This window comes from Olleya sp. AS48, from assembly GCF_038900355.1.
Lineage (GTDB): Bacteria > Bacteroidota > Bacteroidia > Flavobacteriales > Flavobacteriaceae > Olleya.
This window is the reverse complement of record NZ_JBBMRD010000005.1, coordinates 94,643-113,031: the sequence shown is the minus strand read 5'-3', so window position 1 is coordinate 113,031 and position 18,389 is coordinate 94,643. Positions and strand designations below refer to the sequence as shown.

Genomic DNA, 18,389 nt, shown 5'->3' with positions numbered 1-18,389 from the left:
TATAAAATAAACCTAAGACCTTAAACTATAATAATTATCAAAATTGGATTTAACAAACGACTTATACTAGTTAATCTGCCTAAGCTAACCGTTAATCTTATTAGTTTTAATATTATTATTATTTAAACTATATTGGTCATGCTATTAACCAATATTCTAAAAAAAATGAAACGATTAGTTTTACTACTAACTGTTGTCCTGCTACTATCTGTATCTCAAAATTTACAAGCGCAAGATGTGTATTCTCCATGGACAGCCAGTTTAAGCACTAATGCAATTAATAATCCTGTATTAAAAGCACCCAATAATTTAGGACGTTTTAAAACTTGGAATTGGGAAGCTGCTGGTTTTAAAGGCGCAATTTCTAGACACCTAACAGGTAATTTATCTTTGGAAGGTTCTGTAACATTGACAGGAATCAAACAAAACTATATTGATGTTGACAAAAAGTTTTCATTAATAGCTTTAGATGGTCTAGCTAAATATAACGTTATAAATAATTTTAATGTAAACCCTTATGTTGCTATAGGAGGTGGATTAACTTGGGTTGATACACTAGGTAAATCACTTACAGCAAATGCTGGTGTTGGATTAAATGTTTGGTTGACTTATAATTTTGGATTGACAGGTCAATCCATATATAAACATGCATTGGATGATTATGGTATAAGCCACTTCCAACATTCTGTTGGTATAATTTTTAAATTTGGTGGAACAGATAACGACAACGACGGTATAATTAATAAAGAAGATAATTGTCCTAATGTATTTGGTTTAGCAATGTTTAATGGTTGCCCAGATACAGATAAAGATGGTATAATGGATCAAGAAGATAATTGTCCAGATATCGCTGGAACTTTAAATGGTTGTCCAGACGCTGATAACGATGGTGTTGCAGACCCATATGACAAATGTCCAAATTTTGCTGGAGACAAAACTAATAACGGTTGTCCTTTACCTGATACCGATAATGATGGTGTACCAGACAAATTTGACAAATGTCCCTCTGTTAAAGGACTAAACACCAATAATGGTTGTCCTCCTGAAGCTGATATTAATCAAACAAATATAACATCTAAACCAAAAGCTGTTTTAATTTATTTTGAATTGAGTAAATCTGAAATCACAGCTGAAAGCAAAAAAATATTAGATAATGTTGCCTCTTACATTACAAAATCAAACATTAAAACTTACGAAATATCAGGACACACAGATAATACGTCCTCTGCAGAAACTAATTTAAAACTGTCTTTAGCTAGAGCCAATGCTGTTAGAGATTATTTAGTTGCAAAAGGTATTGATAAAACCAAACTAATAACGCGAGGTTTTGGTGAAGAATTTCCTGTTGATTCTTCTAATACGGAAGAAGGCAGACATAAAAACAGACGTGTAGAAATCATACCAATGATTTAATTCTACAATTGAACTATAAAAAATAACAGTTGAGTACAGTTTTTTAGTCTAATAGTTGTCTTTATTGCAAATTTGAAGTGTTAACCAATTAAAACAACACCTTATGAAGACTTTTAAAACATCTAAAAAACAGTACTTAACTTTTATAAATAGCTTAGTAGTTTTTATTCTTAGCATTTCATTTTCCTTTGCACAAGTAGATGCTGATGAAACTACAGATACTGGTCAAACTATCACTGTTGTAGTTAATAAAGTAAAAAACAATTCAGGACAAATAATGTTTGCTTTACATACCAATGATACTTGGATGAAAAGTCAAGGCATACAAAATATAAATAGCTCGATAAAAGATAATACTGTAACGGTAACTTTTAAAAATGTAAAACCTGGTGCATACGCAATAATGGTATTACATGATGAAAATGAAAATAATCGTATGGATTTTGAAAATGGTATGCCTCAGGAAAACTATGGTATGTCTAACAATCCGCTATCTTATGGTCCTCCTAATTTTTCTGAAGCTAAATTTGAAGTAACTAATAAAAATTTAAACTTTGATGTACGCTTCTAGGACTATCCAAAAAACAAATTAAAATAAAGCCACTATATCGTGGCTTTTTTAATTTTGCATTTTTTTTCAACATTATCTTTTTTTTGATTAACTTAGTGATAACCAACGCTCTTAATTACCTACTTAATAATCAATATATGACCTATCGTCGAATAATTTACTCTAGTCAAGCCACACAACATTTTAATAAACGTGATTTATTAGATTTATTACATGACGCACGTGCATTTAACACAATAGATAATATTACAGGTGTGCTAATGCATAAGGATGGTTTATTTGTTCAGGTTATAGAAGGAGACCATAATATTATTGACGACCTGTTAAACCGTTTACGTCGAGATATAAGACATAGTAAAATCAAAATAATTGATGATCAAACAGTAAAGACTAGACTTTTTGGCATTTGGAGTATGGGTTGTGCAGATTTTGATGATCCTTCATTAAGTTTAATTCCAGGTATAAGAACAGATTTAAGCGATCCTAAAGTTGTAGAAGATTTAATTAATAGACTTCCACAAGTAGCAGACATATTATTAGAAAACATTGCTATGTAAATCTGACCCTATTTTAAGTAATAATTTATTGTAGTGTATACTTAGTTGTTACAATTTTACCTTTCCCTTCTTTTAAATTTATAGTTAAAAGCGCTTCTTGAGATTTAATCTTAAAATTAAAAGGTGCTTTTAAAACATCCAAACCACTCTGCTTTTTAAGTCTAATACCTTGTCCCGAAATTATATCTAGATTAGGTATAAAATCAAATGATGGAATATGCTCTGTAATGATAACATATTTGTAAGCCTTTAGCTTTTGCAATATGTTTTTGACTTCTTTGTTAGATAAATGTTGTAAAACTTGCCTAATTAAGGCACAATCTGCAGACGGTAATTCGTCTAAAGCAATATCCAAACAACTAAAGGACAAGTTATTTGCTATAAAATTGCTTTTGTTATAATCAATCAGGCTTGGTACAATATCTACAGCAAAATATTTACTAGCATAATTGTACAAATTACTTCCAATATTAAAATCGCCACAGCCCAAATCGCAAACACTTATTGGTGTTTTGAATGTTTTTAAAAAAGATACAATAACCTCTATATAAGGATTAACCAAATCCGGATTATGCGAACCTTCACCTGAATAAAATTCTGACGCATTACTTCCCCAAAGGTTTAATTTATAAACCTGTTCCATAGCTGCTTTGGTTGGCCAAGGTGTTTTTGGAGTCTTCATTATCTTAACTATTAACACACAAAATACTTACTTTATATAAGTATCTTTAGCAAACCTACAAAAACTATGTTTCAAAAAAAAAGAGCTACTTATGTAGCTCTTTTTTAATCAAAAATTAATGTCATTATAAGCTTTTACCTAACCAAGCATTCATCATCCAAATGGTTTTTTCTTGCTCAGAGATAAAATCGCTAATCATAGCGTTAGTACCTTCATCATTTGCATCTCCAGAAGCATCCAAAATGTCACGTTCTAATTTTAATAATTCTGTTAAAGATGTTACAATTAAAGCTACAGCGTTTTCATCTTTAGATACATTATGTCCTACTGGTACTTTAGCTATTTTAACGTAGTCTTCAAAAGTATGCAATGGTGTTTCTCCTAAAGTTAAAACACGCTCTGCAATTAAATCTACTTTCATGTTTGCATCTGTGTATAACTCTTCAAACTTAACATGTAACCCAAAAAAGTTTTTACCTTTAATATTCCAGTGGATTCCTCTTAAGTTTTGATAATATATCTGAAAATTAGCCAGTAATTGATTTAATTGATCTGCTAATTCTTTAGTTTTTTTTGTGTCTAGTCCTAAGCTATTGTAAGTCATAGTATTGTTATTTATTTGTTTAACCAAATTTACAACTAAATAAACCAATTAATATATAAGTTTTATTGATAGATTTTATATTTTTATAGTCTTAAACTATATCGATGACAATAACTCAATTATCCTATGTACTTGCTGTTGCAGAAAATCAAAATTTCACAAAAGCAGCTCAAAAGTGCTTTGTAACACAGCCAACATTAAGTATGCAAATACAAAAATTAGAAGATCAATTAGATGTTTTAATTTTTGATAGAAGTAAAAAACCAATAGAGTTAACAGAAGTAGGTAAAAAAATAGTAACCCAAGCTAGAAATATAGTTAATGAATCCTACAGAATCCAAGATATTGTAGATCAAGAGAAAGGTTATATAGGTGGCGAATTTAAGATTGGTATTATCCCAACCGTTATGCCAACATTATTACCTATGTTTTTAACCAATTTTGTTAAAAAATATCCTAAGGTTAAACTTAAAATTGAAGAGTTAACTACCGAAGAAATAATATCTAGAATTAACGATGGTCATTTAGATGCTGCAATTGCTGCAACACCTTTAGAAAACGAAAATATTAAAGAACGCGTCCTATATTTTGAACCATTTGTTGCTTACGTACCACAAAATCACAGGTTAAAAAACAAGAAAAAGTTAGAAACCTCTGACTTAGAAATAGATGACATGCTTTTACTAGAAGATGGTCATTGCTTTAGGGATGGTGTTATTAATTTATGTAAGGCTTTTAAAAACCATAGTGATGATAAGTTTCAAATAGAAAGTGGTAGTATAGAAACTTTGGTTAAATTATCTAACGAAGGTCTAGGCATGACATTAATGCCTTATTTACATACCTTAGACTTAAATGATAGAGATAAAAAGAATCTACATTATTTTACAGAACCTTCACCTGCAAGAGAAGTTAGCTTAATATATCATAAAAGCGAGCTTAAAATGCAAATTATTGAAGCAATGCAAGACGTGATTTCTGGTATTGTTAGAGGTGCTATTGCTTTTCAAAACGTGCAAATAATTAGTCCTATATCTAAATAATAAAAATAAAAAAAAACGACCAAATGGTCGCTTTTTTTTAAAGAGCAAAATTGACATAAACGGACAATCGCTGTTTGGACTGTACATTATCACCAAATAAGTTTTGACTAACTGGTAATGTGTAGCTAGCTCCAAAGATAAATTTTTCGATAGCCAACTCGGATCCAAAGCTAAAGTTTAAAATATCTCCATCTGTATCTCTTAACGTTTCGTCGTATTGTGTAATAGAATCATATACATCTCCTGAAAGTCCAACAAATGGCATGATATTCATTTTTTGTCGCGGAATTGCAGTAAAAAAGTTTACTGCATAACTAAATTGATCCCCAAATTGGTAGTCATTTTTATTTTCGCCTTTTAAATAATAACTAAGTAGCGTATTGACACCAAATTTATCACTTCCATAATTATAACCTAAAGAAAAAACACCATCAACACTACCTGTACCAACTTGAAATCCAGGATTAATATTATCTGCTAATCTTTGTTCAAACTGGCCTGTAGGTAATTTAACACCTAAACCAAACTGCAGACTATGACCTGATGGTTCTTTATTAGGATTAAAGTCTACGACGTTTTCATCTTTCTTTTTATAAAACACGTGTTTGTACCATCCTATAACACTTGCATCTCCTAATCCGTTTAAATTTTCTTTTACGTTATTAAAGTCTCTTGTCAAATCTTGATATGGTAGACTTGTAGTGACATAAAAAGAATCATTAATTGGTATTTGAGCCCATAATTGTATGGTATTAAAGGTTTCCTTGCTTATTGGAGAGTTTTCAAAAATCCCGTTTTTAGACTCAAAATTTTGATAAATATATCTTAAACCAACAAAGTTAGCATTGCTTAAAGTTCCAAAACCAAAACTTCCGCTACTTGTAGAGCAGCCACATAAATCACACAATACCTGAAATGGTTCATGTTTATTACAAGGGTTTACGGGATTATGTGCTTCCGCTTTAGCGACACTAAATAAAACGACTCCTATTATTAAATATTTAATATTCTGCAAAACGCTCATCTTCTAAAAATTGATTATCGGTTAATGTTTTTAAGAAAGCTATTAAACTCTCTTTTTCGTATGCTGAAAGTGAGATACCGTAAGTCCCATCTGTTTTTTGTAATGACGCATCCACATTACCATTATCCACAATACCAGAATTGTAAAAATCTAAGACGACTTCTAAGGTAGAAAAACGTCCATCGTGCATATAAGGATAAGACACCTCTACATTACGTAAGCTTGGCACTTTAAACTTATACAAATCCTCTGGGTTTTCTAGTATATTAAAACGTCCTTTATCGTTTAATTGTGGATTAATTGGCAAACCATTGTTTCTAAAGGTTTGATCGGTAAAAAGGTCTGAAGCATGACAGCTTGAGCACTTATTTTGAAACGTATTTAGACCATCCAACTCTGTTGTTGTTAATGTAACATTATCTTCTTGCCTAACATACTTGTCGTACTTAGAGTTAGAAGAAATCATCATTAACATAAATTGAGACAATGCTTTTAACATGTTTTCCGTATTGACTTCTCCTCCATCAAATGCTTTAGCAAATTGCTCTTGATAATAACTGTCCTGTTGTAATTTTACAATAACATTGGATAAGGTTTCACCCATTTCTAACTCGCTAGTAATAGGAAGTATAGGTTGCAAATCCAAATGCGATGCTGCACCATCCCACATAAAGGATGTTTGATAAGCTAAATTTTGGATAGGTTGTGCATTTCTTAAACCAATTCCTCCATTTACACCATGACTTAAATTATGTCCATGGTGTGTAAAAGCAAAAGCTTGCTCATGACAAAAAGCACAAGCTATTGCACCATTAGAGGATAATTTACCTTCGTAAAATAGTCTTTTACCCAGTTCAAAACCAGCGTCTGTTATGGGATTATTATCCAAATTATAAGTTATATCTGGAAAATTGGATGGCAAATCTAACTGTAAAGGTATGGGAACATAGTTTGCTGTATCTGTACTATTAGAACACGCAAACAGTGTAACCAAGCCCAAAATTATAAGGCTTAACTTTTTCATAATAATGAGATTTAAAACACCATTAAAATCACTTAGACTTTAATGGTGTTATTAGATAAGTTTTAATCGTTATGTACGTGATGTACCTCAAACATTGTAGCTATGTTTGTTGCGATTATTGGTGTCTCATTAACATCTGTATGTACTTGATCATAACCATCAGCAAAATTAGCTGTTGTTGTACCATCAAAAACTTTAGCTATATCTGCCTTAATATGTACTTCTGGTGTTTTATCTGCTCTAACCAAAACTGTATTTGGAAAACTTAACGTTACTTCCTTATAATTATCTAATGCTGTCCCAACGCTTCCCATATGCACTGCTAATGGTTGGTCAGACACTGCACTTGTAGAATAGGTACCATCTAATCTTATAAATTTATATCCCGAAGCCCAACTCCACATCATACCTTGGTCTGTTGCATAGTCTAAAAAAGTACCTTGACCTGCTGCACCTAAAGCAAATCTGTCTTGGTCAATCCCTACACCAAAAGTAACAGATACGTAATCTGCTGCGTCCACACCTTCTAATGTCACAAAGATTTCGCCTGCGTTATTACCATCAAGCTCGTTGATAATAAAAACGTTATCCTCTGTTGGATATTCAAAAATATTACCATTAGAATCCGTAAATCTTACGTTACTAATCATGTATTTTAACGTTTCTAATTTAAAAGATTCTGAATTAGATTTATTGTAAGTGGTACCAAATATAAAATCCTGATCACCAACTCCATTGTCATACTTGAGTGTAATAACACCTGTTTGTCCTGTTAAATCTTCTGGTTGATTATTATCATCGTCTGATGAACATGCTGTAAATATTGCACACGCTAATAGTGCAAATGTGTATTTTAATAATTTCATTTGTATTGTTATTTTTTATTTAAATAGAATGTAATTAAGCCTGTTTTGGCTTAAGCCGAAAAATAAAAAATTATACTATTGGAGGTTTAAAATGAAAATAATCAAAGTTGTAAGAATACCTTTGGTTATAAATCGTTATATTTTTTTGATTAAAAAACATTAGAGAAGAAGCGTCTAGAGTATAGTGGTATTCCGAGTAAAATACAGGAAAAAAAGATTCTGCCAAAGTAGTTATAGCTTTACTATCATTATCATCACTTATTGGTGATTGCAATTGTTTTGCTAAATGACATTTACCATTACAAGCTAATTGTGGTTTTTCTTTATTAACACAATAGGTATCTATAATGTAATCTATATTTAACTGAAAATAGGCCACATAACCAACGTAATACATAGGACGTATTGCAAAGGATAAAAACAATAATATTGTAAACAGCTTTTTCAGAAAAAATAATTTTTGCAAAGTTATATCATTTAGTTCAAATTTATAACATTACTTAAGTTATTTATATAAAAAAAGCGACCTGTTGGTCGCTTTTTAGTTTTATATTTTTAAGTGTTTAGATATATTAAACATTGGTCTAATTTTGGGTTTTGCTGTACTAAAGACTCAATATACACTTTAAGCTCTTCTACCTCATATGGTAAAAGTCGCTCTAAGGCTTTTTGGACTTCTTTGCAAAACAACGTGGTATCAAAACTAACTTTTTGCAGTACAGTTTTAGTGTACTCAAACATTGCTCTTGCCATAATTAATTATTAGGTTTAGTTAAATAAAAAGTAATAGTATGCTATAGGCAAACGGTTTAAAAGTTTCGATTAAAGGTAGCAAAAAAACAGGTTCAAAATTGATGTATCCAAAATTTTAACAGTTAAAAACACGTTAAAATTATTTACTTAGAAGCGATTATCACCATCCAATAAGTCTCCTAAACCACCAAGAATACTACCTTCGCCTTTGCTTTTCCCTCCTCTTGGTACACTTTGCAATACACGTCCTGCTAACCTACTAAATGGTAACGATTGTATATATACGACGCCTGGACCTTCTAATTTTGCAAAAAACAAACCTTCACCACCAAAAACGGTATTTTTAATACCTCCAATAAACTCTATATCATAATTCACGTCTTGAGTAAAGCCAACTATACATCCTGTATCAACCCTTAATGTCTCTCCTCGTTGCAATACTTTTCTTGCTAAAGTTCCTCCTGCATGTACAAAAGCTAATCCGTCTCCTTCTAATTTTTGCATTATAAAACCTTCGCCTCCAAAAAGACCACGACCTAATTTTTTACTAAATTCTACACCTACACTAACACCTTTAGCTGCACATAAAAAAGCATCTTTTTGACATATAAACTTACCTTTGTATTCCAGCAAATCAATAGCTACAATTTTTCCAGGATAAGGTGATGCAAAACTTACTTTACGCTTTCCTGTCAAGTTGTTGTAAAATGCTGTCATAAACAAACTTTCTCCAGTTAACAATCGTTTTCCTGCTCCAAATATTTTTCCTAAAAAACCAGAATCGTTTTGAGAGCCATCACCAAATATGGTTTCCATTTTAATACCATCATCCATCATCATAAAGCTTCCTGCTTCTGCAATAACGCCTTCTTGCGGATCAAGTTCTACTTCTACATATTGCATTTCTTCGCCATAAATTTTATAATCTATGTCATGTGCATTTAAACTGTTTTGAGGTAATTCGTCTTTTGGATACATATTTGTAAAGTTTTAATTTATTATATGTTGCTTAATTGTACAATTTGTTACAATTGGAGTTTAGCTTTTTACTTTAATAGACCATTCAAAATTAAATGTTGATACTACTACTCCATCAGCATTAGTACCAATAGCCTGCATCCAAATAGTTTGACCGTCTCCAGTTTTTATAGCATTTTGTAATGCTTGATCTACTTTTAAACCATCATTACACACAAAGGTAATTCTGCCTGTCGCCTTTTTAGTAAACGTGGCATTATTAGAGGTGACTAACATGGATACTTTTTTACCTGTTTCTTGTATTTTCATCATCATCATGGCACCAGTTGCAAATTCCGCAGCCATACCTTGAACAGCCCAAAACATAGAATTAAAAGGGTTTTGATTAAACCATCTATGCTTTACAGTTGTTACGCATTGTCTATCATTTAAAACTTTTGTTCTAACACCACACAAAAAAGCTGATGGTAACTTAAGTATTGTAAAGGTGTTGAGTTTACTAGGAGTTATCTTCATTATATATTCAATTTTTAGCTAAATTATCGAAAATAATTGACATTACACTATGTTAAAAAAATGTTAATTTTTAGTACTTTGTATTGCATAATACCTTTTTAAAGATATATATTTGCATAAGAAACTATTATATACTTTTGAATTATGGTTACCAGTCATCAAAAAAATCTAGCAACATTTATTCATTTATCAACTTTTGCTAGGTTTATATTTCCTTTCGGAAATTTAATAGCTCCAATAGTATTATGGGTTGCTAATAAAGATAAATCAGAGTTTATTGATGCTCATGGTAAACAAGCTATTAATTTTCAGTTTAGCATTTTATTATATGCTGTAATCATAGGCACATTATGTATACCGTTTTTTGCTTTCACTTTATTTAACCATTTAGACTTATTAGATTTTCAGGCTTTTGAAGGCATTAATATTAATCTTACCAAACCGTCACCTCTATTTTATATTGGTGGTAGCATTGGACTACTGGCTGTATTTGGTTTTATATTAGAAATTATTTTTATAATTAATGCAAGTCTAAAAGCAAGAGATGGTCAAGCATACAAATATCCATTTACAATAAAATTTATCAAATAACACACATCATCAATCAATCAAATCATCAAAAAACGAACAGTTTAATTATGAAACATCTTACAGAATTATGAAGATAGAAAACACAAAAGCACAAATGCGCAAAGGTGTTCTGGAATACTGCATCTTGTCAGTCTTGAAGGACGAAGATGCATACGTTGCCGAAATATTAGAAACACTTAAAGACGCTAAATTATTAGTTGTTGAAGGCACAATATACCCTTTACTAACACGACTTAAAAATGCTGGATTACTTAACTATCGTTGGGAAGAATCCACCTCTGGACCACCACGTAAGTATTACGGATTGACAGAAACAGGTCATCTTTTTTTAAAAGAATTAACCACGACTTGGAACGAATTACAAAATGCAGTAAATATAGTAACATCAATTAAATCAACTAAAAATGAATAAGACAGTCAATATAAATTTAGCAGGTATATTTTTTCATATCGATGAAGATGCATACTTAAAACTGCAGCGTTATCTTGAGGCTATAAAACGTTCATTTACAGACTCTCAAGGTCGTTCTGAAATTATCGCTGATATAGAAATTAGAATTGCAGAGTTGTTTTCTGAACGCATGAAAACAGACCGACAAGTTATTGGTAATAAAGAAGTTGAGGATGTTATTACCATCATGGGACAACCAGAAGATTATTTGGTAGATGACGAAATATTTGAGGACGAACCTACTCCAAAAAGCCATGCTTCATCAAGATCTAAAAACAGTAATGCTAAAAAACTATTTAGAGATACAGAAAACAGCTATGTTGGTGGTGTCTGTTCTGGATTAGCACACTACTTTAATATTGATGTTATTTGGGTAAGATTAGTTTGGATACTTTTAGTATTTGGAGCTGGTACTGGTATTTTCTTGTACATATTATTATGGATTTTTATTCCAGAAGCAACCACGACTGCTGATAAATTAAACATGACTGGAGAGGAAGTTACTATTTCTAATATTGAAAAAAAAATTAGAGACGGATTTGACAGCGTATCAGAGAATGTAAAAAACATAGATTTTCAAAAACATGCGGACAAGTTTAAAGAAGGGTTTGGACAGGCGTCAGACAACATATCAGATTCGGTAAAAAAGATAGATACAAATAAGATCAAATCTAGTAGTAAATCCTTTTTTGGAGGTTTAGGAAACGTTATTTCATCTTTATTTAAAATATTTTCTAAATTTATTGGTATTGCACTTGTAGTATCATGCGTTGCTGGTATCATAGCTTTAGCAATTGGTTTAATATTTGGAACCTTTTTTAATGCCGATTTTGGCTTTTTTACCACAGATTATGTTAGAACATTCAATGATGGTGATGGGCTTTTTTGGTTATTTCCAGTCTTAATATTTATAGTATCTGTTATCCCAATTATTTTCTTTATTTACTTAGGCTTAAAAATATTAGTAAACAACCTAAAACCAATGGGTAGTGTTGCTAAATATAGTTTAATTGGATTATGGATTATGGCAATAATTGGCTTAGCCATTATTGGTACAAGACAAGGCTTAAGCTATAAAGAAAAAGCTGCAGACATTAAAACAGAACAATTAGCAAACATTAAAACTAATGATACCTTAGTGATTAGCATGAACTATAACGACACCTTTGCTGAACGTTTTAGACGTGATTATGGATTACAACGTGCTGACGACGATAACGGAAACGAGGTTGTGTTTTCTCAAGGGATCAGACTAATTGTTAAGTCTACTAAAGATAGTGTTGCTAAACTTAGAGTGGATAAATCTGCTAGAGGAAGCAGCTACAGTAAAGCTAAAGACAGAGCAAAAAACATAAGCTATAATTACACTTTAAATAACAACAACTTAATATTAGACAACTACTTTACGGTATCTAATAATGACATTTCAAGAGATCAAGAAGTAGAACTAACGATTTATCTACCAGAAGGAAGCGTATTATTTGCTGAAGAAAGTACTTATAATTACCACAGAAACAACAGTCATTATTATAACGATATTTTAAATAACGGAATGGAAGAACACTTTTTACTAGTAAAACGTGCTAAATTAGAATGTTTGGATTGTGACGACGATAATGACATGGCTTCAGATAACGACAACACCTCAACCATTGTTGTAAACCAAGAAGGTATAGTGGCAAAAACAGACACTATGGATGTTATTATTAACGACGAAGGTGCAAAAGCAAGTACAAAAAACGTAAAAGTCACTATTAATGAAGAAGACGGAATTAATATAACCAATAATAAAGATCAAAATTAAACCATAATCATCAATCAAATCAAAAACTAACCATTATGATCACATTAATCGAGTACCTAATAACCTCCATCGTGTCTATTTTATTTTAAACAGGACGGATAATTTTATCAAAAATTCATCAAAAAAACCAGCCATCTCAAGCTTTAATCAAGTTTGGGATGGTTTTTGCTTATATTTGTACTAACAAATCAAAATACATAAATGTCAAAACAATTACTTACAATATTATTTCTTCTTGCAACTACATTTACGTTTGCACAAAAAAAAGAAAAGGTTAAAGGTAGTCGTGTCCTTACCAAAGTATCCACTCCTGTCAATGCTTTTCAGCGTTTAGTTTTAACAGAAGACTTTGAAGTTAATTTAGTACAAGCAGATTCTACTAGAATTGAAATTACTACAGACGAAAACTTACATAATTACATTAAAATAATATCTCAGGATAACACCTTAAGTTTAAAAACAACTGCAAGATTGCAAGAAAAAAAACTTGAAATAACCATATTTTATAATTCGCTTTTAAATACTATCGAGCTTAAGGAGGATGCAGAAATCAGCTCTAAATCTAGCTTAAAATTTGATGACCTAACATTAACAATCTCTAGTAGTACAGAAGCTTACTTAACAATAGACAGTAATTTATTTAAATTAATAAATAATGATAAAGCTAAAGCTGAATTAAATATTACTGCAAAAGCTGCTACTTTAGAGCTAAACGGAAGCAGTAAGGTTGAAGCATTAATTAACGCGTCTAAAATAGTCGTTGATATGTTAGAGAGTGCGGATGCAAAAATTGAAGGTGATACAGCTAATTTAATATTAAATGCTGATAACTCGACGGATTTTAATGGCCAAAATTTAACATCAAAAAACGCAACTGTAACTACAGAAAATAGAGCTGAAGCTTACGTAGATGTTAGTGGAGAATTAGTGGTAAAAGCCTCAGGATCTTCAATAATAGAAATCTTTGGAAGCTCTAAAATCACAATTGAAACCTTTGAGGATAATGCTATTTTAAAGAAAAAATAAGACTATTGTATTCCAAAAATATATGAATAAAAAAAACCGAAGCAATTGCTTCGGTTTTTTTTTATTTTAAAATTTAAATACTAGTTATAAGTAGAAGTGCTAACCTCAAAAGAAGAATCTTTAGCTGCTAAATAACGTTCTGCATCTAAAGCTGCCATACATCCTGTACCTGCAGCTGTAATAGCTTGTCTGTACACATGGTCTGCAGCATCTCCACTAACAAAAACACCGTCTATATTTGTCTTAGAGGTTCCTGGTTTAGCATTAATAATGTAACCTGTTTCATCTAAATCTAAAAAGCCTTTAAAAATATCTGTATTAGGTTTGTGTCCAATTGCCACAAAAAATCCAGTTGCTGGAATTAAGTGTGATTGCTTTGTTTGATTATTTAAAACTTTAACACCTGTTACAACCTGACCGTCACCAATAACTTCTTCCGTTTCGGTATTATAAAGGATTTCTATGTTTTTAGTATTTTTAACACGTTCAGCCATAATTTTAGACGCTCTAAACTCATCACGTCTAACTAACATGGTTACCTTAGTACATAATTTTGATAAGTAATGTGCTTCTTCACAAGCACTATCTCCTGCTCCCACAATTACCACTTCTTGATTTCTGTAGAAAAAACCATCACATACAGCACAAGCAGAAACTCCACCTCCTAGTTTTAAATATTTTTGTTCAGACTCTAAACCTAAATATTTAGCACTTGCTCCAGTTGATATAATTACGGTATCACAGTGGATTTCTTTTTCACCATTAACCCATACTTTATGTACATCTCCAGAAAAATCTACCATAGTAATCCAACCATCTCTAACATCTGTTTCAAAACGTTCAGCTTGCTTTTGTAGCTCCATCATCATTGCTGGACCAGTAATACCATCTGGATAACCAGGAAAATTCTCAACTTCGTTTGTAGTTGTTAATTGTCCACCAGGCTGTGTTCCTTGGTATAAAACAGGTTTCATATTAGCTCTTGCTGCATATATTGCTGCTGTATATCCTGCAGGTCCAGAACCTATTATCAAACATTTTACTTTTTCTATATTCTCTGACATATTATATTCATTTTTATCTTCTACAAAAGTAGAATTTTTATAAGAAAACTTACACTAGACTTATTAAAAGTTATTATTAAAGAATAAAGAGTTCTTATAGTCTATTTTTTTTCTTTTTTTTAAGAAAACTTTATTTGAAATATTCTAACTTGAAACTCTAATTTAATTTTAAAAACCAATGGGTGTGATAGCGACCAACACTAATAAAAATACATTTTACTATAATTCTAACTCTAATGTAGATAAACAAACATTAGCGTACATTCAAGATAGTGTAAAAAAAACGTTAACAATTGATATTTCAAAAACTAAAGTTTCTGACACTCAATGGATAGAAATTGCTGCTAAATTAAATATAGCTGTAGCTGAATTAATAAATAAGGAGCATCCAGATTTTACTAAAAATTATGATAATAAAGCGGTATTAACGGATGAGGATTGGATTAAAGTAATACAAAATAATCCAGAAGTACTTGCTAATTCTATATTAGTAATTGAAGATAAATTTTATAAAATTGAAACACCATCTCAAGTAAGACAGCTTTTAGGTACTAATAGTTAATTTATAAGTTTTTAATGTTCTGATATAAACTTGTAAACTGTACCAATAAATAAAGCTACAAATACAAAAAAACACAGCTTAGCCAAAAATGCTAAGTTTCCTGCTAGATCACCAAAACCAAAAATAGCTGATATAAATGCAAGAATTATAAAAAAAATAGTCCAGCGCATAATTAATTGTTTTAAATATTATTCAAATTTACAATTTATGCAACCATATATAATACTGTTTAACACGCATTTACAAAGACTTTAACTGCACTTAACATAAGCACACTGCTATTTAAGACGTTATTAAGAAATCCCAATTAAAATTCTGGCTGATATGATTTTAAAAGTCGCATTAAAGCGCTTTCCATGGGTGTGAAGTGACTTAAAATTTGTTTCTTTTTTTTAGGAGATTCAAAATAGTTGACAATGGTACCTTCTTCGTAGTTTTTAATAATTGCAGGATGTATATAATATTTACGACAGACATTTCTTGTATTTCCTAATTGACTTGATGTAACATCCATGGCGTGTAAAATATGTTCCTTATTTAATTTTGGATCTTCTGTGTATCCTAATTCCTTTAAGGTTTCAAAACAAATTATACTTGCAGCCCATGTTCTAAAATCTTTTGCAGTAAAAAGCGTCCCACTTAAATCCTGTAAATACTTATTTAACATAGCACTATCAACCTTTTGTTTTTCCCCATTAGCATCGTAATACTGAAACAACTCCCAACCAGGAATTTCTTCACATTTATTAACTAATTTTATTAGCTTTTTATTTCTAATAGAAACTTTGTGCGCTTTACCTTTTTTACCAACAAACTCAAACTGAATTTTATCCTTAAAAGTATTTACATGTTTTGACCTTAATGTAGTAAGACCATAGGTTTCATTACGTTTAGCATATTGTGTGTTACCAATCCGTATATGTGTTTCTTCCATTAATCTTACAATCAATGCTAATACTTTGGTTTGCGTCCATGTAGTTTGGTCCAAATCAACCTCTACTTGTGCTCTTATATTAGGTAACTGTTGCCCAAAAAGATACATTTTATAAAATTTGGTTTGATTTCTAATTTTATTCCATTTAGGATGGTACCTATATTGTTTTCTATTTTTAGCATCACGACCTACCACTTGTAGGTGACCGTTTTCTAACTGAGAAATTTTTACATTATTCCACGCTGGAGGAATAACCAACTGTTTAAATCTGTTTATTTCATTTGCCTCCTTGATGACTCTATTTTTAAGTTTAAAAATAAAGTCATCATCTAAGCGTTCTCTAATTATCTTTAAATGAGAAGGATTGGTATAAACCAAATCAAATTCTTCTATAACCTGTTCTGGTTGTAAAAGAATTTGATTGTAAATATCTGTATGCAAAGCTTTCACTTATAAATCTATAAATTAGTATCCATATACGATCTATAATCTTTGGCTAATGCTGCTTTTTGGGTGTCATTAAAAACTTTTCCTGCCAACTGAAAAAACTTGTGTTCTTCATCTTCTAGATGATGCTCTACTTTTTCTTTAAGATCTTTAGCTATTTTAAGCCAAGCTGAAGAGCTATATTCCGTATCATCCAATTGCTCTAACAATTCGTCAATTTCGTGATGCTCGGCAATACCATGTCTAGCTTTTTCCTGCATCATGTCATTACTTATAAGTGGTTTATAAAAATGACGTTCTTCCGCTTCTGCATGAATATTTAATTCATTTTTTAACTGCTTATATATTTTATCTCGTTGTTTACTATCTCCTGTAGTTTTTACCAACTGATCTAGTAACTCCCTTTGGGTATCATGGTCTTTTCTTATGGATTCAAATATGGTCATTGGTTGATTTTTAATGGTTAGATTATTTTATTATTTTTTTGAATAACATCATCATTCCAAATTTTGTAAACATTTTATAACCTGTTTGTAACCAATTTGGAGGTTGCACAGCTTCTTTAAAGTCTCCTTTAATAGATTTTAATTCTTCCCATGCAATTTGCTTTTCAAGACTAAGTCTTTTTAGGTCATTCTCTAAATCGTGTTCTGTTTTATATTGTTTCATCATTATTCAAAAAATGTTTTTGACAGTGATTGAATAACCTTACTATTTATCTGTTTTCTTATTAAATAAATAACTGCAGAAAATAAAATAAAAATAAGACCGACAATTAAAAAGCCAAGTGAAAAACTATCTAACATGTTACCTATAGCAATTGCTCCAGCAACAGCTACAAAAACAAATCCTATAAGTATTAATCCACCAATTAATAATGATTTTAAAACTAAACTAATTGACATTGTCAATTGCTGAAAAACCTTTAGCTTATAATACTCATGGGATTTTTTTAAATATTCTTCACCTTTATCAATCGCTTGATTCGAGGTATCTTGTATGGATTCAAAAACAGTCATCTATTTTTGAAGTTTTTTATTCTTCGCTTTTAAATCTTTTAATTTACTTTCTAACGTAGTAATTACATCGTCTGCTTTATAACTAGCATCAGAAATTACAGTTTCTAACTGAGAATCTAAACTATGTTTTTGTGACGTTATGGTACTAGCTACTTGATCCTTTAAATGTAAAGCACTATCTGCTAATTTATCTTTAGTAGCAATTGCGTCGTCCTTAAGTTTTTTTCTTGTATTGACACCTTTATCTGGTGCAAATAATATTCCTAAAGTTGCTCCAATTGCTCCTCCTAATAATAGTCCTAACGCTGTATTTGTGTTCTTGCTCATTTTATTTTTTTTTATGGTTAATAATTATACTGACGGTTTGTATCAGCCTGAAACAAAGATAAAATATAAGCGTTTAATTATTCTTAATAAAACTTTAAATAAATTGATAAATCTATGTTAAAATAAGATTTAA

At 30.7% G+C, this 18,389-nt stretch carries 25 protein-coding genes; 9 read left to right on the top strand and 16 right to left on the bottom strand.

Annotation, left to right across the window (positions count from 1 at the left end; translation table 11 throughout):
* Window positions 1–165 precede the first annotated feature (165 nt).
* The 3 genes from WNY60_RS07965 to WNY60_RS07955 all read left to right on the top strand — a co-directional run bounded on the left by WNY60_RS07965 (window position 166) and on the right by WNY60_RS07955 (window position 2,541).
* Window positions 166–1,413, top strand: coding sequence for an OmpA family protein (locus WNY60_RS07965; RefSeq protein WP_342862049.1), 1,248 nt, complete (start codon window positions 166–168; stop codon window positions 1,411–1,413).
* A gap of 103 nt (window positions 1,414–1,516) precedes the next feature.
* Window positions 1,517–1,984 carry a DUF2141 domain-containing protein gene (locus WNY60_RS07960; protein ID WP_339808578.1) on the top strand — a complete coding sequence of 156 codons (468 nt, stop codon included), beginning with the start codon at window positions 1,517–1,519 and terminating at the stop codon, window positions 1,982–1,984.
* Between the two features lie 137 nt (window positions 1,985–2,121).
* Window positions 2,122–2,541, top strand: coding sequence for a BLUF domain-containing protein (locus WNY60_RS07955; RefSeq protein WP_145002266.1), 420 nt, complete (start codon window positions 2,122–2,124; stop codon window positions 2,539–2,541).
* Between the two features lie 25 nt (window positions 2,542–2,566).
* Here the strand turns inward: WNY60_RS07955 and WNY60_RS07950 are convergent, their stop codons facing one another.
* Entirely contained in the window at window positions 2,567–3,223 is a 657-nt protein-coding gene (locus tag WNY60_RS07950; protein ID WP_342862048.1) for a class I SAM-dependent methyltransferase, read from the bottom strand.
* Window positions 3,224–3,347: 124 nt separating this feature from the next.
* Complete coding sequence (locus tag WNY60_RS07945) at window positions 3,348–3,827, bottom strand: Dps family protein (RefSeq protein WP_145002270.1); 480 nt, start codon at window positions 3,825–3,827, stop codon at window positions 3,348–3,350.
* 104 nt (window positions 3,828–3,931) lie between these two features.
* Here WNY60_RS07945 and WNY60_RS07940 point away from each other — a divergent pair, with 104 nt between their 5' ends.
* The gene (locus tag WNY60_RS07940) at window positions 3,932–4,870 is read left to right on the top strand and encodes a hydrogen peroxide-inducible genes activator (protein WP_342862047.1); all 939 of its coding nucleotides are present in this window, start codon (window positions 3,932–3,934) and stop codon (window positions 4,868–4,870) included.
* A gap of 37 nt (window positions 4,871–4,907) precedes the next feature.
* On the opposite strand, the gene WNY60_RS07935 is transcribed toward WNY60_RS07940, so the two are convergent.
* The 7 genes from WNY60_RS07935 to WNY60_RS07905 all read right to left on the bottom strand — a co-directional run bounded on the left by WNY60_RS07935 (window position 4,908) and on the right by WNY60_RS07905 (window position 10,031).
* Window positions 4,908–5,885: a hypothetical protein gene (locus WNY60_RS07935; protein ID WP_186439200.1), complete on the bottom strand. Its 978-nt coding sequence runs from the start codon at window positions 5,883–5,885 to the stop codon at window positions 4,908–4,910.
* Window positions 5,872–6,918 carry a cytochrome c peroxidase gene (locus WNY60_RS07930; RefSeq protein WP_342862046.1) on the bottom strand — a complete coding sequence of 349 codons (1,047 nt, stop codon included), beginning with the start codon at window positions 6,916–6,918 and terminating at the stop codon, window positions 5,872–5,874. Before WNY60_RS07930 ends, WNY60_RS07935 begins: the two co-directional genes overlap by 14 nt.
* 62 nt (window positions 6,919–6,980) lie before the next feature.
* Window positions 6,981–7,784, bottom strand: a complete 804-nt coding sequence (locus tag WNY60_RS07925; protein ID WP_339808573.1) for an MbnP family protein — start codon at window positions 7,782–7,784, stop codon at window positions 6,981–6,983.
* A gap of 70 nt (window positions 7,785–7,854) precedes the next feature.
* The gene (locus tag WNY60_RS07920; RefSeq protein WP_342862044.1) at window positions 7,855–8,250 is read right to left on the bottom strand and encodes a hypothetical protein; all 396 of its coding nucleotides are present in this window, start codon (window positions 8,248–8,250) and stop codon (window positions 7,855–7,857) included.
* An 89-nt stretch (window positions 8,251–8,339) separates the two neighbouring features.
* Complete coding sequence (locus tag WNY60_RS07915; protein ID WP_028281676.1) at window positions 8,340–8,537, bottom strand: hypothetical protein; 198 nt, start codon at window positions 8,535–8,537, stop codon at window positions 8,340–8,342.
* Between the two features lie 147 nt (window positions 8,538–8,684).
* Window positions 8,685–9,515 carry a TIGR00266 family protein gene (locus WNY60_RS07910; protein ID WP_145002280.1) on the bottom strand — a complete coding sequence of 277 codons (831 nt, stop codon included), beginning with the start codon at window positions 9,513–9,515 and terminating at the stop codon, window positions 8,685–8,687.
* A 60-nt stretch (window positions 9,516–9,575) separates the two neighbouring features.
* A complete protein-coding gene (locus WNY60_RS07905) occupies window positions 9,576–10,031 on the bottom strand; it encodes a DUF4442 domain-containing protein (protein WP_342862043.1) in 456 nt (151 codons plus the stop codon).
* A gap of 144 nt (window positions 10,032–10,175) precedes the next feature.
* Here WNY60_RS07905 and WNY60_RS07900 point away from each other — a divergent pair, with 144 nt between their 5' ends.
* The 4 genes from WNY60_RS07900 (at window position 10,176) to WNY60_RS07885 (ending at window position 13,903) form a co-directional block, all read left to right on the top strand.
* The gene (locus tag WNY60_RS07900; RefSeq protein WP_342862042.1) at window positions 10,176–10,622 is read left to right on the top strand and encodes a DUF4870 domain-containing protein; all 447 of its coding nucleotides are present in this window, start codon (window positions 10,176–10,178) and stop codon (window positions 10,620–10,622) included.
* Between the two features lie 67 nt (window positions 10,623–10,689).
* Entirely contained in the window at window positions 10,690–11,034 is a 345-nt protein-coding gene (locus WNY60_RS07895; RefSeq protein ID WP_145002286.1) for a PadR family transcriptional regulator, read from the top strand.
* On the top strand, window positions 11,027–12,877 hold the full coding sequence (locus WNY60_RS07890; RefSeq protein WP_339808569.1) for a PspC domain-containing protein: 1,851 nt from the start codon (window positions 11,027–11,029) through the stop codon (window positions 12,875–12,877). The genes WNY60_RS07895 and WNY60_RS07890 overlap by 8 nt, the downstream gene beginning before the upstream one ends.
* 201 nt (window positions 12,878–13,078) lie before the next feature.
* On the top strand, window positions 13,079–13,903 hold the full coding sequence (locus tag WNY60_RS07885; RefSeq protein WP_342862041.1) for a DUF2807 domain-containing protein: 825 nt from the start codon (window positions 13,079–13,081) through the stop codon (window positions 13,901–13,903).
* An 80-nt stretch (window positions 13,904–13,983) separates the two neighbouring features.
* Here WNY60_RS07885 and trxB read toward each other — a convergent pair whose 3' ends face one another.
* Entirely contained in the window at window positions 13,984–14,967 is a 984-nt protein-coding gene (gene trxB / locus WNY60_RS07880; protein WP_342862040.1) for a thioredoxin-disulfide reductase, read from the bottom strand.
* A gap of 178 nt (window positions 14,968–15,145) precedes the next feature.
* Here trxB and WNY60_RS07875 point away from each other — a divergent pair, with 178 nt between their 5' ends.
* Window positions 15,146–15,529 carry a hypothetical protein gene (locus WNY60_RS07875; protein WP_339808567.1) on the top strand — a complete coding sequence of 128 codons (384 nt, stop codon included), beginning with the start codon at window positions 15,146–15,148 and terminating at the stop codon, window positions 15,527–15,529.
* Between the two features lie 11 nt (window positions 15,530–15,540).
* Here WNY60_RS07875 and WNY60_RS07870 read toward each other — a convergent pair whose 3' ends face one another.
* The 6 genes from WNY60_RS07870 to WNY60_RS07845 form a co-directional block, all read right to left on the bottom strand.
* Complete coding sequence (locus tag WNY60_RS07870) at window positions 15,541–15,699, bottom strand: DUF1328 family protein (protein ID WP_145002296.1); 159 nt, start codon at window positions 15,697–15,699, stop codon at window positions 15,541–15,543.
* Between the two features lie 137 nt (window positions 15,700–15,836).
* On the bottom strand, window positions 15,837–16,913 hold the full coding sequence (locus tag WNY60_RS07865; RefSeq protein ID WP_342862039.1) for a DNA topoisomerase IB: 1,077 nt from the start codon (window positions 16,911–16,913) through the stop codon (window positions 15,837–15,839).
* A gap of 8 nt (window positions 16,914–16,921) precedes the next feature.
* Window positions 16,922–17,356 carry a hemerythrin domain-containing protein gene (locus WNY60_RS07860; RefSeq protein WP_339808565.1) on the bottom strand — a complete coding sequence of 145 codons (435 nt, stop codon included), beginning with the start codon at window positions 17,354–17,356 and terminating at the stop codon, window positions 16,922–16,924.
* 22 nt (window positions 17,357–17,378) lie between these two features.
* Window positions 17,379–17,582 (bottom strand): hypothetical protein, encoded by a 204-nt coding sequence (locus tag WNY60_RS07855; protein ID WP_145002302.1) that lies wholly within the window; start codon window positions 17,580–17,582, stop codon window positions 17,379–17,381.
* The gene (locus WNY60_RS07850; protein ID WP_145002304.1) at window positions 17,582–17,929 is read right to left on the bottom strand and encodes a hypothetical protein; all 348 of its coding nucleotides are present in this window, start codon (window positions 17,927–17,929) and stop codon (window positions 17,582–17,584) included. Before WNY60_RS07850 ends, WNY60_RS07855 begins: the two co-directional genes overlap by 1 nt.
* Entirely contained in the window at window positions 17,930–18,256 is a 327-nt protein-coding gene (locus WNY60_RS07845) for a YtxH domain-containing protein (protein ID WP_292947585.1), read from the bottom strand.
* Between the last annotated feature and the right edge of the window lie 133 nt (window positions 18,257–18,389).

Coding starts and splice junctions, on each gene's coding strand:
- WNY60_RS07890 (WP_339808569.1), top strand. CDS start 11,027: ATGAATAAGACAGTCAATATAAATTTAGCAGGTATATTTTTTCATATC.
- WNY60_RS07845 (WP_292947585.1), bottom strand. CDS start 18,256: ATGAGCAAGAACACAAATACAGCGTTAGGACTATTATTAGGAGGAGCA.
- WNY60_RS07955 (WP_145002266.1), top strand. CDS start 2,122: ATGACCTATCGTCGAATAATTTACTCTAGTCAAGCCACACAACATTTT.
- WNY60_RS07910 (WP_145002280.1), bottom strand. CDS start 9,515: ATGTATCCAAAAGACGAATTACCTCAAAACAGTTTAAATGCACATGAC.
- WNY60_RS07945 (WP_145002270.1), bottom strand. CDS start 3,827: ATGACTTACAATAGCTTAGGACTAGACACAAAAAAAACTAAAGAATTA.
- WNY60_RS07930 (WP_342862046.1), bottom strand. CDS start 6,918: ATGAAAAAGTTAAGCCTTATAATTTTGGGCTTGGTTACACTGTTTGCG.
- WNY60_RS07915 (WP_028281676.1), bottom strand. CDS start 8,537: ATGGCAAGAGCAATGTTTGAGTACACTAAAACTGTACTGCAAAAAGTT.
- WNY60_RS07905 (WP_342862043.1), bottom strand. CDS start 10,031: ATGAAGATAACTCCTAGTAAACTCAACACCTTTACAATACTTAAGTTA.
- WNY60_RS07960 (WP_339808578.1), top strand. CDS start 1,517: ATGAAGACTTTTAAAACATCTAAAAAACAGTACTTAACTTTTATAAAT.
- WNY60_RS07895 (WP_145002286.1), top strand. CDS start 10,690: ATGAAGATAGAAAACACAAAAGCACAAATGCGCAAAGGTGTTCTGGAA.
- WNY60_RS07855 (WP_145002302.1), bottom strand. CDS start 17,582: ATGATGAAACAATATAAAACAGAACACGATTTAGAGAATGACCTAAAA.
- WNY60_RS07940 (WP_342862047.1), top strand. CDS start 3,932: ATGACAATAACTCAATTATCCTATGTACTTGCTGTTGCAGAAAATCAA.
- WNY60_RS07965 (WP_342862049.1), top strand. CDS start 166: ATGAAACGATTAGTTTTACTACTAACTGTTGTCCTGCTACTATCTGTA.
- WNY60_RS07860 (WP_339808565.1), bottom strand. CDS start 17,356: ATGACCATATTTGAATCCATAAGAAAAGACCATGATACCCAAAGGGAG.
- WNY60_RS07885 (WP_342862041.1), top strand. CDS start 13,079: ATGTCAAAACAATTACTTACAATATTATTTCTTCTTGCAACTACATTT.
- WNY60_RS07870 (WP_145002296.1), bottom strand. CDS start 15,699: ATGCGCTGGACTATTTTTTTTATAATTCTTGCATTTATATCAGCTATT.
- WNY60_RS07850 (WP_145002304.1), bottom strand. CDS start 17,929: ATGACTGTTTTTGAATCCATACAAGATACCTCGAATCAAGCGATTGAT.
- WNY60_RS07900 (WP_342862042.1), top strand. CDS start 10,176: ATGGTTACCAGTCATCAAAAAAATCTAGCAACATTTATTCATTTATCA.
- trxB (WP_342862040.1), bottom strand. CDS start 14,967: ATGTCAGAGAATATAGAAAAAGTAAAATGTTTGATAATAGGTTCTGGA.
- WNY60_RS07875 (WP_339808567.1), top strand. CDS start 15,146: ATGGGTGTGATAGCGACCAACACTAATAAAAATACATTTTACTATAAT.
- WNY60_RS07950 (WP_342862048.1), bottom strand. CDS start 3,223: ATGAAGACTCCAAAAACACCTTGGCCAACCAAAGCAGCTATGGAACAG.
- WNY60_RS07925 (WP_339808573.1), bottom strand. CDS start 7,784: ATGAAATTATTAAAATACACATTTGCACTATTAGCGTGTGCAATATTT.